Annotated in this window: 10 protein-coding genes and 1 pseudogene; 4 read left to right on the plus strand and 7 right to left on the minus strand. The window is 69.5% G+C overall.

The window, feature by feature from the left end:
- Nucleotides 1–899 precede the first annotated feature (899 nt).
- From ACFZDA_RS25615 to ACFZDA_RS25635, 5 genes and pseudogenes are all read right to left on the minus strand, one after another.
- Entirely contained in the window at nucleotides 900–1,310 is a 411-nt protein-coding gene (locus ACFZDA_RS25615) for a PIN domain-containing protein (protein ID WP_391085836.1), read from the minus strand.
- Complete coding sequence (locus ACFZDA_RS25620; protein ID WP_037887321.1) at nucleotides 1,307–1,528, minus strand: type II toxin-antitoxin system VapB family antitoxin; 222 nt, start codon at nucleotides 1,526–1,528, stop codon at nucleotides 1,307–1,309. Before ACFZDA_RS25620 ends, ACFZDA_RS25615 begins: the two co-directional genes overlap by 4 nt.
- Nucleotides 1,529–1,664: 136 nt before the next feature.
- Nucleotides 1,665–1,811, minus strand: a complete 147-nt coding sequence (locus ACFZDA_RS25625; RefSeq protein ID WP_391085838.1) for a hypothetical protein — start codon at nucleotides 1,809–1,811, stop codon at nucleotides 1,665–1,667.
- Between the two features lie 258 nt (nucleotides 1,812–2,069).
- Nucleotides 2,070–2,261 (minus strand): annotated as a pseudogene (locus tag ACFZDA_RS25630) (helix-turn-helix domain-containing protein).
- Between the two features lie 50 nt (nucleotides 2,262–2,311).
- Entirely contained in the window at nucleotides 2,312–2,977 is a 666-nt protein-coding gene (locus ACFZDA_RS25635) for a DNA-binding response regulator (RefSeq protein WP_391085840.1), read from the minus strand.
- A 174-nt stretch (nucleotides 2,978–3,151) separates the two neighbouring features.
- Here ACFZDA_RS25635 and ACFZDA_RS25640 point away from each other — a divergent pair, with 174 nt between their 5' ends.
- Together ACFZDA_RS25640 and ACFZDA_RS25645 are read left to right on the plus strand one after the other, a co-directional pair.
- Complete coding sequence (locus ACFZDA_RS25640) at nucleotides 3,152–3,427, plus strand: hypothetical protein (RefSeq protein ID WP_391085842.1); 276 nt, start codon at nucleotides 3,152–3,154, stop codon at nucleotides 3,425–3,427.
- Nucleotides 3,428–3,660: 233 nt separating this feature from the next.
- Nucleotides 3,661–4,287, plus strand: a complete 627-nt coding sequence (locus tag ACFZDA_RS25645) for an NAD(P)H-binding protein (RefSeq protein ID WP_391085844.1) — start codon at nucleotides 3,661–3,663, stop codon at nucleotides 4,285–4,287.
- Nucleotides 4,288–4,430: 143 nt separating this feature from the next.
- Here the strand turns inward: ACFZDA_RS25645 and ACFZDA_RS25650 are convergent, their stop codons facing one another.
- The gene (locus tag ACFZDA_RS25650) at nucleotides 4,431–5,309 is read right to left on the minus strand and encodes a helix-turn-helix domain-containing protein (protein WP_391085846.1); all 879 of its coding nucleotides are present in this window, start codon (nucleotides 5,307–5,309) and stop codon (nucleotides 4,431–4,433) included.
- A 102-nt stretch (nucleotides 5,310–5,411) separates the two neighbouring features.
- Here ACFZDA_RS25650 and ACFZDA_RS25655 point away from each other — a divergent pair, with 102 nt between their 5' ends.
- Nucleotides 5,412–6,107 (plus strand): SDR family NAD(P)-dependent oxidoreductase, encoded by a 696-nt coding sequence (locus tag ACFZDA_RS25655; RefSeq protein ID WP_391085848.1) that lies wholly within the window; start codon nucleotides 5,412–5,414, stop codon nucleotides 6,105–6,107.
- Between the two features lie 370 nt (nucleotides 6,108–6,477).
- Here the strand turns inward: ACFZDA_RS25655 and ACFZDA_RS25660 are convergent, their stop codons facing one another.
- Nucleotides 6,478–11,085, minus strand: a complete 4,608-nt coding sequence (locus ACFZDA_RS25660) for a Tat pathway signal protein (RefSeq protein ID WP_391085850.1) — start codon at nucleotides 11,083–11,085, stop codon at nucleotides 6,478–6,480.
- A 359-nt stretch (nucleotides 11,086–11,444) separates the two neighbouring features.
- Between ACFZDA_RS25660 and ACFZDA_RS25665 the strand changes: the two genes are divergently transcribed.
- Complete coding sequence (locus ACFZDA_RS25665) at nucleotides 11,445–13,367, plus strand: beta-L-arabinofuranosidase domain-containing protein (RefSeq protein ID WP_391086492.1); 1,923 nt, start codon at nucleotides 11,445–11,447, stop codon at nucleotides 13,365–13,367.
- The last annotated feature ends 101 nt before the right edge of the window (nucleotides 13,368–13,468 follow it).

Below are 13,468 nucleotides of genomic sequence, written 5' to 3' on the forward strand. Positions count from 1 at the left end.
TGGGCAGCAAACCCGATCCGCTGGACAGTCGCCTCGCCATCACCGTCTGGGGGCGCCCCCTGCCATCCGCCGTCCCGGACCACCACCGCGACCACGTCTGCCCGGACGCCGAGCTGAGGCTTCTGTACCTCCACGAGGACCAGCACCACTGGCGACCCGCCGTTCACCCCTGGGACGTACCGGTCGTGGCTACCACGACGCGTCTCGACGCGGATGAAGTACACCGCCGCATGGCCGGGTTCGCCTGGCTGGGCCGCCCCGTACCCGATTCGGTCCTGGCCGCCCGATGGGCTGCCGTGTCGCCGGAGGTGTTCCCCGTCCTGCGGCGCTACCTCGGCCACGGCGCCGGCGGCCGCCCCGTGCTGCCCTGGGCGGCCACCATCGAACTGGCCGCGGAGTGCGACATGTCCGTGGGGGAGGCCGAGCGCGTCCTCGCCCGCGAGGCGGAGCGCCTCGGAGTGCTCCACCGCCGGCGGCTACACCAAGCGCTCCTCCGGACGGGACGTGGTCCCCTCACCCGACACGGCCAACCTCGTACGGTGGCTGCACCAGGAGGACATCCGCCTGGAGGACGGCGTCTCACTCCGGGACTTCGCCTTCGTCCGCTCGCATCAAACGTCATCGGAGGATGTCCTGGTACCTGGACGAGTTGAGAGAGGCCGAGGTGGATCTCCCGGACGCGGCGGACCTGCTGCGCGCCTGGGACGACCTGACCACGCCGAGCGGATACGCGTACCCCGGGGAGGACCCCAGCTGGGAAGGCGCCGACTGTCCCGCGCCGGCGACCTCGGCCGTGCTGGTCACCGGAAGCCAGCGCCTCCGGCAGCAACTGTCGGTCCTGTGGAACACCGCGCCGGCACCACGTCCCCAACCAGAACCTGTCGGGGTGCCAAAGCGCCTCAGGAGACGTCGTGGATGTTGTGCTCGGTCAGGTCCGATGCGTGCCGGTCGATGGCACGGTAGTCGGCGTCGTCGTGGAGGAGGGCCAAGCCGTGGTGGGCCGCGGTGGCAGCGATCACGAGGTCCACCGCCGAGGCACTGCGATGCTCCCCGGCCTGGGCCATACGGTGTTGCACCCCGCCGATCCAGCGCCCCGCGTTCTTCGGCACCGACACGTCGGGGTAGAGATCGGTGAACATCTCCACGATCTCGTCGTACTCGCGTCCGGTCCGGGCGCTGTGCAGAAACTCGGTGCGTTGCACATAGCAGGATGCGATGGCCCCGGCGTCGATCGCGTCGTACCAGGCCGATTGCAGTCTTGAATCACGGAGCAGCCGGACCAGGCCGGACGTGTCGAGCAAGTAGATCACCGGCTGTGCTTCTCCGCACGGTGCAGGCGCTCGGCGTCCTCGACGGCACCCCACTCACGCGCACGCTCGAAATGACGGCTGATGCGCGCCGCACGCTCCTGCTGCTCGGCGTAGAAGTGCAGAGCGAGATTGACCGCCTCCTTCTTGGTCCTGACCCTGGCCAGAGCCATGGCGCGTTCCAGGGCGTCGTCATCGATGTCGATCTGGGTCACAGACATGTGGCACCTCCCGCACGATGTTGGTGATGTACATAGAAGAATACGTCACCAACATTTTGCGCGGCCACTTCTTAGCGTCGGACCTGCAGTCGCAACGGACACATCGCCGACTTGAATGCCAGCAGGCGGATCCCTGTCAGGACCTCGTCCGAGTGTGGGCTTCGGCGGTGGTCTTCAGGTCGTGCAGCCATGCTTCGAGGCCCGTGCCGAGGGCGGCGGTCGCGGTGGGCACGTCCGCTTCGACTTGGGTGCCGGTCCAGGTTTCCTCGGAGTGGACGTGCACGCCGCCTTTGACCTTTTCGAAGGTCCACAGGTGGACACCGTCGTCGATGCGTAGCCCCTCATTCAGCAGGCGGTACGACTTGGCGACCGTGGTGGCGCCGGTCGCCTTCAGGCGCTCGGCTCGCCACGTATGGTCTCGAACGTCTCCGGAGTGGTGTACCGCTCGCCGTCGGGGCCGATGTAGGGGCCTGCCACCGGCCGGAGGCGAGCTTGCACACCGTGCCGAACTCGCCCCGCCGCTGCGGCTTGCGTCGCGCCATCAGGCCGCCTTCCCGTAGCGGGCACGGATGCGGCGGAGTGGCTGGACGTGCGTGCGTCGATGTACTCGGCGACCGCGCTCTCGGGGGATGCGGACCGGGCGGCCGAGCTTGACGTAGCGGATGCGGCGCTCGGTGATGAGGCGGCGGACGAAGCGCTCGCCGGTGCCGAGCTTTTCGTTCGGGCTACGCATGGGCGAAGCCCGCGCCGGCGGGCCTCGCAGTGGCAGCCCAGTTGTGTGGATCACCTACGGGTCAGACCGAGTTCCCCCGCGCGTACTCCGGCCTGGAAACGGGAGGCCGCGTCGAGGCTGGTGAGCAGCTCCGCCACCCGGCGGCGGTAGGTGCGCAGCGACATGCCCAGTTCCCGCGCGGCTGCCTCGTCGGTGGCGCCCGAGCCCAGGGCGCGCAGGACCTTGGAGGTCTGGTCGTCGATGCGGGGCCGTGTCGAGTCGAGGATGGTGGTCAGGTCGGTGGCGCTTTCCCAGGCGGCTTCGAACAGTGCGTAGGCTCCGCCGATCAGGACCGGTGAGGCACTCATGGTGTAGGTGCGCGGGCCGGGGGCGGCCGGGGCGGAGGGGGCCGGGGCGGTGAGGATCATGGTCCGCCGGTCGATGATGACGGTTCCCTGCGAAAGCGGGGCGGTGGAGATCCGCACCTGGAAGCCATGGGCCGCCATCTCCCGCAGGGCCTCGCGGTCGCGCTCGTCGGCGAGAACCGCAGGGCTGTACAGCTTGCGTCCCCGAGCTGCTCCACCCCGACGCATCTGTCGGCGCGCGGCCTCACGCGCACCGGGCCAGGTGTCGAGATCGTGAGCGATGTGGACCCACTCCGCGTCGTCCGACTCCGTCAAGGGCTTGATCCGAGCCCAGAACTCGACTTCACCGCGGAGCTCCATGACCTGTGGCATACGTCCATTGTGCCGTTTGGCAGCAACGTGCCACAGGCTCGCCCGAGGGGCACACGCGTTGCAGGCTCGCGTCCATGAGCAACAGATTGCTCCTTGGCGGCGAGCTGGATGTCAACCGGATGGGTCTCGTCGCCATGCGCCTGCCGTCGAAGGCCGGCATGTTCGGCCCTGGCCGTGATCCCGAGGCCGGCCGTGCCGTACCGCGCCGCGCGATGGAGCTGCGGTGTCGACCACATCGACACCGCAGACTTCCACGTCAGCGCCGGTGGTGCGGTGCGTGCGAACACCCTGATCCGCGAGACGTTGTTCCCTTACCCGTCCAACCTGGTGATCGCCACCAAGGTGGGGCACATCGTCCGTGAGTCCGGATACACGCAGGGCACTGCCGCCGGCATGCGCGGGCTGGTCGAAGCCGACCTGGAAAGCCTGGGACTGGGCCGCCCAGCGTGACGACGCCGACCTGTTGGCGGCCTGCGAGGAGGCCGGTATCGCCTTCGTGCCGTTCCTTCCCATGGGGGCGGTCGGGGCCTCGACGACGAGCGGCCATCCCGGGCACGGGCTCCCTTCTCCACCTGGAGGAGAACATGGCCGCCGCCACGATCACCCTCACCGAGGAAGACCTGGCCGACCTCGCCTGAGGACCGGCTGCTCACCCCACTTTCCAGACGAAGGATGCACATTCCATGAAGCTCTTGATCCTCGGTGCGACCGGCCCCACCGGTCGCCACGTGGTCGACCTGGCCATCGAGGGCGGCGACACGGTCACAGTCCTGGCCCGCAGGCCGGAGGCGCTGGACGATCTGGCAGGCCAGGTCGACATAGTCGCCGGCGACGCCACCTCGCACCACGATGTCGCGAAGGCCATGACCGGGCAGGACGTCGTCATCTCGGCTCTCGGCAGGAGCACATCCGTGCGCGCCGACGACCTGTTCACCCGTGCCGCGGCCGCCGTGATCGGCGCCGCCAAGGAGAAAGGCGTGTCCCGCCTGGTCTGGCTGTCCTCCTTCGGAGTGGGTGACACCTACCGGTCGGCGAGCCCCGCGCAGAAGGCCATGTACCGCACCCTCCTGCGGAACATCTACGCGAACAAGGAGGTCTCCGAGAAGGAGATCCGCTCCAGCGGCCTGGACTGGACTCTCGTCTACCCGACCATGCTGACCAAGGGTCCCGCCAAGGGCACCTACCGCGTCGGCGAGCGTCTCCCGATGAAGGGCAACCCGACGATCAGCCGCGCGGACGTCGCCGACTTCCTGTACAAGGCGGCCCACAACCCCGAGTGGATCCACCGCGACGCCGTCATCACGGACTGACGAGTCCTGGGGTTCGCGGGGCGGGCCGGGGAGCGCGGGACACCGCCCCGGCCCGCACGGCGTGTGGCCGCCCCGTGACCGTGCAGGGAACGTCAGAGAGAAGGCTGCTACACCGTGGGAATCGTGTTCGTCCTGGTCATCAGTTACGGCGTGGAGAACAGGCCGGGTCCCGGAGGCGAGGGGCCGTCAGCGCGGACGCCGTTGGTGACCCGCAGGAACTCCAGCTTTTCCGCGTCGGCGGATCCCGCGGCCACTGTGTAGACGACGAGTCGGATGTCGCAGCCTGGGACGGTGAGCACGTCGCAGTCGCAGATCACCTCACCCACCTGGGGGTGGACGACGGTCTTGCGGGCCGAGACGTGCGGGCCGACCGTGCCCTCGTCCCACAGCCGGGCGAACTCCGCGCTGGTGGACCGCAGTTCCGCGACGAGGTCGGTCAGGCCGCGGTCGCGGGGGTAGTCGACGAGGGCTGTGCGCAGGTCGGCGACGAGGGCGGGTTTCAGGGCGTTGTCGTCCTGGAGCACGGGCCAGGACGCGAGCGGGCTGGGCCCTGTGGCGAAGACCGCCCGCGCCAGGTTGCGCTCGTCGTGCGTCCGTGCGCTGGGGTCGCCCATCAGTACTGACCATGCGGGGGTCCAGGACAGCAACGTCCAGTCGGCGCTGAACACGCCCACGGGGAACTCCCCGAGGCGGGCCAGCATCCGTTGGACCCCGGCCGGAACATACGTGGAGACCGTTCCCTCCTGGGGAGGAAGGAGGCCGGCCAGCCGGTAGGCGTGATCGCGCTCCATGGGCTGCAGCTGCAGTGCCCTGGTCAGGCTCGCGACGACCTGTGCCGAAGGGCTGGTGGCGCGGCCCTGCTCCAGGCGCACCACGTAGTCGACCGACAGTCCCGCGAGTTCTGCCAGTTCCTCGCGTCGCAGCCCCACCGCGCGTCGTCCGGGCCGGGAGGTCAGTCCGACGTCGGCGGGGGAAAGACGGTCGCGCCAGCGGCGCATGGCCGTGCCCAGGGTCTCGTCCACTCGACCATTGTGTCCGCCGTGCGGGCGTCGTGCCTGGTACTGGCTGTCCTACCGTCGCAGGGGGCACTGGTTGTCCCCTCGGCACGGGCCGAGAGTGGACGCATGACAACAACATTCATCACGGGAGCCAACAAGTCCCTCGGGTACGAGACCGCCCGCCGCTTGATCGAGGCCGGCCACACCGTCATCGTCGGTGCTCGTGATCCAGAGCGCGGCCAGGCGGCCGCCGACGCGCTTGGTGCCCGTTTCGTCCAGATCGATGTGACGGACGACGCGTCGGTGGCCGCGGCCGTCGCCGATGTCGGGGCTCGCGAGGGCGGCATCGACGTCCTGATCAACAACGCCGGTGTCTTCGGGACACACAGCCCCGCCGACCAGATCACGGCCGCTGACGCCGGCGAGGTGTTCGAGGTCAATGTCGTCGGGATCGTCCGGGTGACGCACGCGTTCCTGCCGATGCTGCGCAAGTCCGCGAACCCGGTCATCGTCAATGTGTCGAGCGGCATGGGGTCGTTCGCGGCCACCCACGACGCCGAGCGCGTCGAGTCGAGGAACCTCGCGCCGCTCTACACGGCGTCGAAAGCTGCCGTGACCATGCTGACCACGCAGTACGCGAAGTCCTGGCCGGACGTGAAGGTGAACGCGGCCGACCCGGGCTACACCGCGACCGACTTCAACGGGCACAGCGGCCCGCAGACCGTGACCGAGGGCACCGACGCGATCGTCGAGCTCGCGACCATCGGGGCGGACGGACCGACCGGAACCTTCCGCGACCGCCACGGTGAGATGCCCTGGTGATCCACCCCTGAACCCGGAGCGTGCCCGGCACGGACGAGGCCGTCACTGGAACATCGTTTCCAGCGCGGGGGGTGGAGGACTGACGCTCGCCCGCGTCCTCCACGTGCACGGCATCCCAGCGACGGTCTACGAGGCGGAGGCGTCGCCGACTGCTCGCGCCCCGGTGAGGCCGCAGCTGCACGAGACGTGGCTTCCAGTGACCCTCTCGATGACGGCGACACGACGAACAGTCGCGCGGCCATCGCCGACTCCATGCACCACCCCAGCCCCTTGTGAACGGACTGCTGTCCGCTGCGTTCTCTGCACGAGCCGAGCCCCGGGCCGTGGTGCGGTCCGGGGCTCGGCTCGGTGTGCGGGGAGCGTCAGTGCGTCAGTCGACCACCTCCACTCTCACGTCGTCGACGCGGAACGTGCCGGACGAGCCACGGAAGCCGAGCTCGATCGCGATGTTGTCGACCGCGGGATCGTCCACGATCGTGTAGAGGCGCTCGAAGTACTTCCACTCCCCGGCCGGGGTGTCGCCCGCGGGCAGCCAGCTGCGCTGCTCGGTACCGACCCGGTTGCCCGCGCTGCGCGAGGAGACGAAGGAGTACGCGCCCACGTTGCGGCCCGGCACATAGTCCTTCAGCTGGTACCAGAAGGACACCGCGTACGCCCGGCCCGGCTGGGCGGTGAACGGCGAGGTGCCCTGCTTGAGGCTGTTGAACTGCTGGTTGTAGGCCGCGTTGCCGGTGGTGTCGGTGCTGGTGAAGGACAGGGACCGGTCACCGGTGCGCCCGTAGTCCTCCTCGACGGCCAGCGTGTACGGGCCACTGCCCGCCTGCTGCCAGACGTCCGGCTCGGACGCCTCGAAGCTGTGGTGGTGGACGGCCACCAGCAGGTCGTAGGCGTCGTACACCCGCTTGACCAGCGCGGACTCGTCGGCGTCCGGCTGCTTGCTGTCCTCCTCCACGGCGTCGACCACACCCGTGAACCGGGCGAAGCTGCGCACCGTGTAGTCCTCGGCGGACAGCGCACGGGCCTGTTGCAGGACCGAGGCGAGCGACTCACCCGTGATCACTGCCGGTTCGGCGGTGACCGAGGTGGTGCCGTCGACGGTGCGCGCGACGACCTTGTAGTAGGCCTGACCGCCGTAGACGGCGTCCTTGAAGGACTGGGCGTACTCGTCGTCCAGCAGCTTCGTCCAGCCTTCACCGCCCTCGCGCGGGTCGGTGGCCGCGGTCTCGGGGTCGGAGGTGCGGTACAGGTCGAAGGCGACGGCCGCCTTCGGCTTGGTCCAGGTGACCGTGCCCGACCGCTCGCCGAAGGTGCCGTCGGCGATGACCGTGTCGTCGGCCAGCGCCTCGGTGGCGACCTGGGTGAACGTACCGGCCCGGTCCGCGGCGACACCGGCGTGGACCACGTCCACCATCGGCACCGACGCCTCACCGGCCTTCTTCCAGTGCACCCCGTCCGGAGAGACCATGGCCAGCACCCGGTCCGACCGGGGCAGCCGGATCAGCTTGACGTACGGGTACTCCGCGACGGTGTAGCCCTTCAACTGCTCGGTGAACGGGCTGCGGGTGATGCCGCCGGCGCCGGTGCTTCCGGGGTTGCCGGTGCCGATGTCCGAGCGGGTGTCGAGGCTGCGGTGGCGCAGCGACAGCGCGCCCTCGGCGTCCGCGCCCAGGTAGACGTAGCGGCCGACCTTGTCGGTGGTGTCGCGCAGGATCACGCCCCGCACCGCGCCGTCGCCCGCCCGGGTGTCGGAGAGCTTCGCCGAGACCGCCGTACCGCCCTGGACCAGCCTGCTCACCTGGGTGTAGGCGTCCGGGTGGAACCGGTCGGTGTGCACGGTGTCGTCGCCGCCGCCGAAGCCGTCCCCGGCCGCGCCCTTCACGGTGATCGTGTCACCGCTCACCGAGACGGCTGCGCCGTCGGCGTCGCCGATGGTGTCGTCCCGCCAGGCGCCGTCCCGCAGTGCCGCCGTGGTACCCGGGGTGACCTCGGCCTGCACCGGGTTGGACGGCCGGCCCTCGCCCTGGTCGTTGACGGGGACGACCCGGTAGTGGAAGGTGCCCGCCGCGCCGCTCGACAAGGGCACCTCGTCGATGTGGCTGACGCCCTTCACTCCCTTCTTCACCGTCTCGTACGGGCCGCTCGCGGAGGTCGCCCGCTCGATGGTGTACGAGGTCGCCCCCGCGGCACGCGCCCAGGTCAGGCCGACCGCCTGCGAACCGGGCGTGGCCACCGCGACGTCGACCGCCGAGGGCACCTCCGGCGCGGCCTTGTCGGTGCCGAGGTCGAGCACCACGGCGCTGAACGGGGGCACCTCCACCGTGCGCGCGTCGGAGACGGACCGGTCCTTGCCGGAGACCAGGTCGCGGACCTTGCTTCCGGAGAAGCCCGCCGGCAGCTTCACCTTGAACAGGCGCGCGTTCTCGTACGCCTCGCGGGTGGTGTTGATCGCCATGAAGTACTGGCCGTACCGGCTGGTGAGCAGGTCCGGGTAGCCCGAGTACGGGGTGTCCTGGCGCCAGTTGTCGCGCTCGACGGTGCCGACGCCCGGCTGGTGGGTGACCGGGATCAGCTCGCCGGCCATCGCCAGCGGACGGTCCGGTTCGGTGAAGCGGTCGAAGAACATCGGGTGTTCGCCCGAGGCGGCGCGCAGGTAGTACTCCTCGGACCGGAAAACGCCCTGGGTCTGCAGCTGGACCAGCTGCTCGTGGTCGTCGTACTGCGCGTGCAGCCGCCCGTTGCCCAGGTACCCCCTGGCGCGTTCGACGAGGTTGCCGAACAGGTGGGTGTCCCCGTCGCGGACCGACACCAGGAGGTTGTCGATGTCCACCCAGGCGAACGTCCGGTCCTGCTTGTCGCGGTCGATGCCGAGGCCGGTCAGTTCCTCGTCGGTGTACCGGTCGAGGTCGGTGTGCGGCAGGACGACGCCCGCACCGGTCTGCTTGAACCGCTCGTAGGAGCCGCGGTCCTTGGTGAGGTAGGCGTAGGTGCGCGGCAGCCGCAGGTCGTACCTGTGGTTCGCCAGGACACGGTCGAAGTACGGGAAGTACTGGTTGTCGGCCAGTTGCTGCTGGCTGTATCCGACGGCCTCACGGGCGTAGCGCCAGTACGGCGCCCACTCCTCGCTCGCGTACGCGGCCGCGTTGTCGGCCATGTACTGCTCCAGCGAGGCGTACAGCAGGCCGCGGCCGCCGCCGGTGTCCGTGCCGTAGGCGATCTTGCCGGGGTAGGCGTTGTTGCGGTCGTCGATCACCTGCTGCATGTACATGATGCGGTTGCCGTCGGCGTCCGTGCCCTGGTAGCGGGTCTGGCCGCGGGCGTGGAGGTTGCGCAGGGCGAGCTTGAGGATCTCGTCGTTGAGCTTCTCGTCGCCCTTGTGGTCGAGGGTGCGGAAGAACCATGAGGGCAGGTAGTTGGTGGATTCGCCGTAACTGCCGACGTAGCCGTTCTCCCGGGTCAGACCGGCGGCGGTGACACCGGTGTAGTGCGTGCCGTACGGCAGCCGGCGCACCACCTCACCGTCGGCGTCGAGCTTGCTCCTGGCCAGGCCCTTCATGACGATCTGGAGGTAGTCGTCGGTGAAGACGGCGTTGCGGTCGTGCCGGAAGAGCGAGTGGTAGAGGTCCAGTTGCCCGCTGTCGGGGCCGACGAGGACCTCCTCGCCGAGGAACGGGCGGAAGCCCAGCGCCTCGCCGGCGATGGCGTGGCTGCGCTCCTTGCCCTCGTAGAACCCGGAGCCGATGACGCGCAGGCCCTCATGGGCCTTCCAGGCGCCCTCGTAGGTGTACATCACCTGGTTGTAGATGTACGACAGCCGGGAGCGGGCGAAGTCGAAGTTGGCTTTGAGTACGCGCTCCCATGCCTCGCCGCGGGTCAGCTCGCCGCCCTTGAAGTCCACGCCGGCGATGGTGTTCTCGCCGTCGGTGGTGCCGGTCTCGAAGGGCTGGTCGAGGAAGTCGGCGAACTTCTCCTTGCCGTAGACGTCGTCGTCGGCGATCAGGTTCTCGACGATGTAGAGGGCCTCGCCGAGAGCGCCGTAGTAGCCGCCCCAGTCGGACTGGTGGCCGCCGTTGCCCAGGCTTCTGACGTTGCCGTAGTAGTTCCTGGTGTGGTTGTCGATGGACTTGAAGATCCGCTCCAGCGCGGCACGCTTCTCCGCGTCGGTCCGCGCCGGTGACCAGTCCGTCAGCAGGGTCTCGGCGTAGAAGCGCAGGTCGTCCTTGTAACGGACGATGGACATGGCGGAGGTGTCGCTCGCGTCGGACTGCGCGGACAGTTTGTCGAACAGCTCGATCTGGGTGGTTCGGAAGCTGTCGATCCGCTTCTGCTCCTCCGCCGCGGAGAGCGCGGGGGCGGCTTTGGTGCCGGCCTCGTAGCCCGTGGCGTCACCGTCGGCCGGGGAGATCTTCGGGCTGGTGTGGGTGATCGCCTGGTAGTAGCGGCGGGACTCGTCCTTCGCGGTGTCCGTCAGGCCCGAGAAGGTGCGGACGATGATCTCGACCTTGTCGTGCCCCTGGGTCGAGGCGAGCGGCAGCATCGTGGTGGCGAAGAAGAACCGGCCTTCCAGCGCCTTCCCGGTGCCGGCACTGATGGGCTCGTAGTCACCGTTGGTGCGGTAGTTGGCCTGCTCGCCGTTCACGTACACGACGGTCGAGTACGGCGACGCGTCCTCGCCCCAGAGCTTCAGGCTGAGGTAGTTCTGCCGGGCGGGATCGACCGCGGCCGTGAAGACCAGGTCGCCCAGGTGGCTGTCGGGTGGCGACAGCGGCTGCGCCACCCGCGCCTTCTGCCCGTCGGCGCCGTCCACGACGGTCGTGGACGTCCCGGTGAAGTGGTGCTCCTTCTCCGAGGCGGTGTCGCCGAACGTCACCACGTCGAGCCGGTCGCCCGCGGCACCGTCCCCCGCGGCTGCCGCGACCGATGCCGGGCTCAGCCCCATGACCAGAGGTACGGCGCACAGCAGCGCCACCATTCTTCGCATGTACCGCCCCGGGCCGGGGCGCGGTCTCCCTCGCACGCCCGCCGAGGGCCTGCCGTGTGCTGACGACGTCATCGCTCTCCTCCAACCCGGAAAGCAGTTCACCGAACCCCACCGAGCAGTAAACGCTTTCACAACTTGGCCGGAAGGTACGCACAGAAGGAGCGGAGGGGAAGCCTCCGGACATGCCTGAAACTTTCACTCGCCCACCGCCCCGCGATGAGCCTCCACCCTCCCCAGGGGCCGATTCATAGCCCGAGGCGGGGAATCCGGTGGGCCCGCCACCCCTCTTGCCTCGGTGCGCGAAGTCGCCCTACCGTTGCAGTAATCGCTTTCTACCTTCTTGCTTTCCGGAGGCTCAGCTGCCCACGCCACCCATCGGACCGGTCCACCCTGGCGCGAACTCGGCCGCGATCCACCGTCCCGCCTCCGTCGCACGCATCACGGACGGCTTCTGGGCGAAGCGTCGCCGGATCAACGCCGAAGTGTCGCTCCCGGAAGGTCCACAGCGGCTGGAGGACTCCGGGAATCTCGCCAACCTGCGAGCAGCCGCGAACGCAGGTATGGCACCGGCGTTCTCGGGGGACTTCCAGTTCCAGGATTCCGACGTCTACAAGTGGCTGGAAGCGGCCTGCTGGCAGCTGGCCGACACACCGGACCCCGGCCTCGCCGACGACGTCGCACGGATGGTCCGGCTCATTGCCGTCGCCCAGACGGAAAACGGCTATCTGCAGACGTATTACCAGCTCGGCGGCGGCGAGCCGTGGACCGAACTCGGCTGGGGCCACGAGCTGTACTGCGCCGGCCACCTGATGCAGGCGGCGGTGGCCCATCACCGGGCCACGGGAAGCCGCGAGCTGCTGGACGTGGCGGGCAGGCTCGCGGACCACATCGAGTCCGTCTTCGGGCCCGGCAAGCAGGTGGACGGGGTGTGCGGCCATCCCGAGGTGGAGACGGCGCTGATCGAGCTCTACCGCACCACCGACGACAAGCGGTACCTGGAGCTGGCCCGCTACTTCCTGGAACGGCGCGGGCACGGCGTTCTGGCTTCGGGTGCCGACCGGGGCCACGACCGGGACCCGGGGCCCGAGTACTGGCAGGACCACACCCCGATCCGCGAGGCCCAGGAGGTGACCGGGCATGCCGTGCGCCAGCTCTACCTCCTCGCGGGAGCCGCCGACCTGGCGACCGAGACGGGCGACGTCGAGCTCCGGCAGGCGCTGGAGCGACTGTGGACGGACGCCGTCTCCACGAAGACGTACCTCACGGGAGGGATGGGCTCGCGGCACGACTGGGAGTCCTTCGGGGACGCCTACGAGCTCCCCTCCGACCGCGCGTACACCGAGACCTGCGCCGCCATCGCCTCGGTCCACTTCAGCTGGCGGATGGCGCTGCTCACCGGCGAGGCCCGCTACTCCGACCTCATCGAACGCACGCTGTACAACGGCTTCCTGGGTGGCGTGGGACTGGACGGGCGTACCTGGCTGTACGTCAATCCGCTGCAGCGGCGAGCCGGTTCGCACGAGCGCCCAGGCGACCAGACCTCGCAGCGCACGCCCTGGTTCCGCTGTGCCTGCTGCCCGCCCAACGCGATGCGCCTGCTGGCCGGCCTCCCGCACTATTTCGCGAGCGTCGACGACAGCGGTCTGCACCTGCACCAGTACGCCACCGGCGAGTACGCGGGCGGCGGCTTCGCGGTCCGCGTGGCGACCGAGTACCCGTGGCACGGCACGGTGACCGTGACCGTCGAGGACGCTCCTGCCGACGAGCGCACCCTCTCCCTCCGGCTTCCCGCATGGTGCACACAATTCCGGCTGGCCGTGAACGGAACACCCGGGCAAGAGCAACCGGACCGCGGCTGGCTGCGCATCACCCGGGCCTTCCGGCCGGGAGACACCATCCGGCTCGAACTCCACCTGCCGGTGCGCCTGACCCACCCGCACCCGTACGTCGATGCCGTGCGCGGATGCGTGGCGCTGGAGCGCGGGCCGCTGGTGTACTGCCTGGAGGAAGCCGACAACGCCGGGAACCTCGACGGCGTCGTCCTCGACTCCTCGACGGCACCCACCGTGCGCGAACGCCCCGACCTGCTCGACGGCGTCGTCACCATCGCCGCCGCCGGTCGGCATCTCGTGCCGGACAAGACCGGTTGGTGGCCGTATCCCGCGGATGCCGCCCACACCCCACTCGCCGACCAGGCCGTCGAGCTGACCGCCGTGCCGTATTACGCCTGGGCGAACCGCGGCGACGGCTCCATGCGCGTATGGATACCCCGACGGAGCTGACCAGGCGGGTGGTGACGGTGCCCTCGGGACACCTATGGCCGGGCGCGAGCCCCACGCCGTCAGCAGGTGAGTCCGCCTCGAGCCATCCGCGTTGTTCGGCC

Origin of the sequence: Streptomyces sp. NPDC007991 (assembly GCF_042958445.1) — a bacterium.
GTDB lineage: Bacteria > Actinomycetota > Actinomycetes > Streptomycetales > Streptomycetaceae > Streptomyces.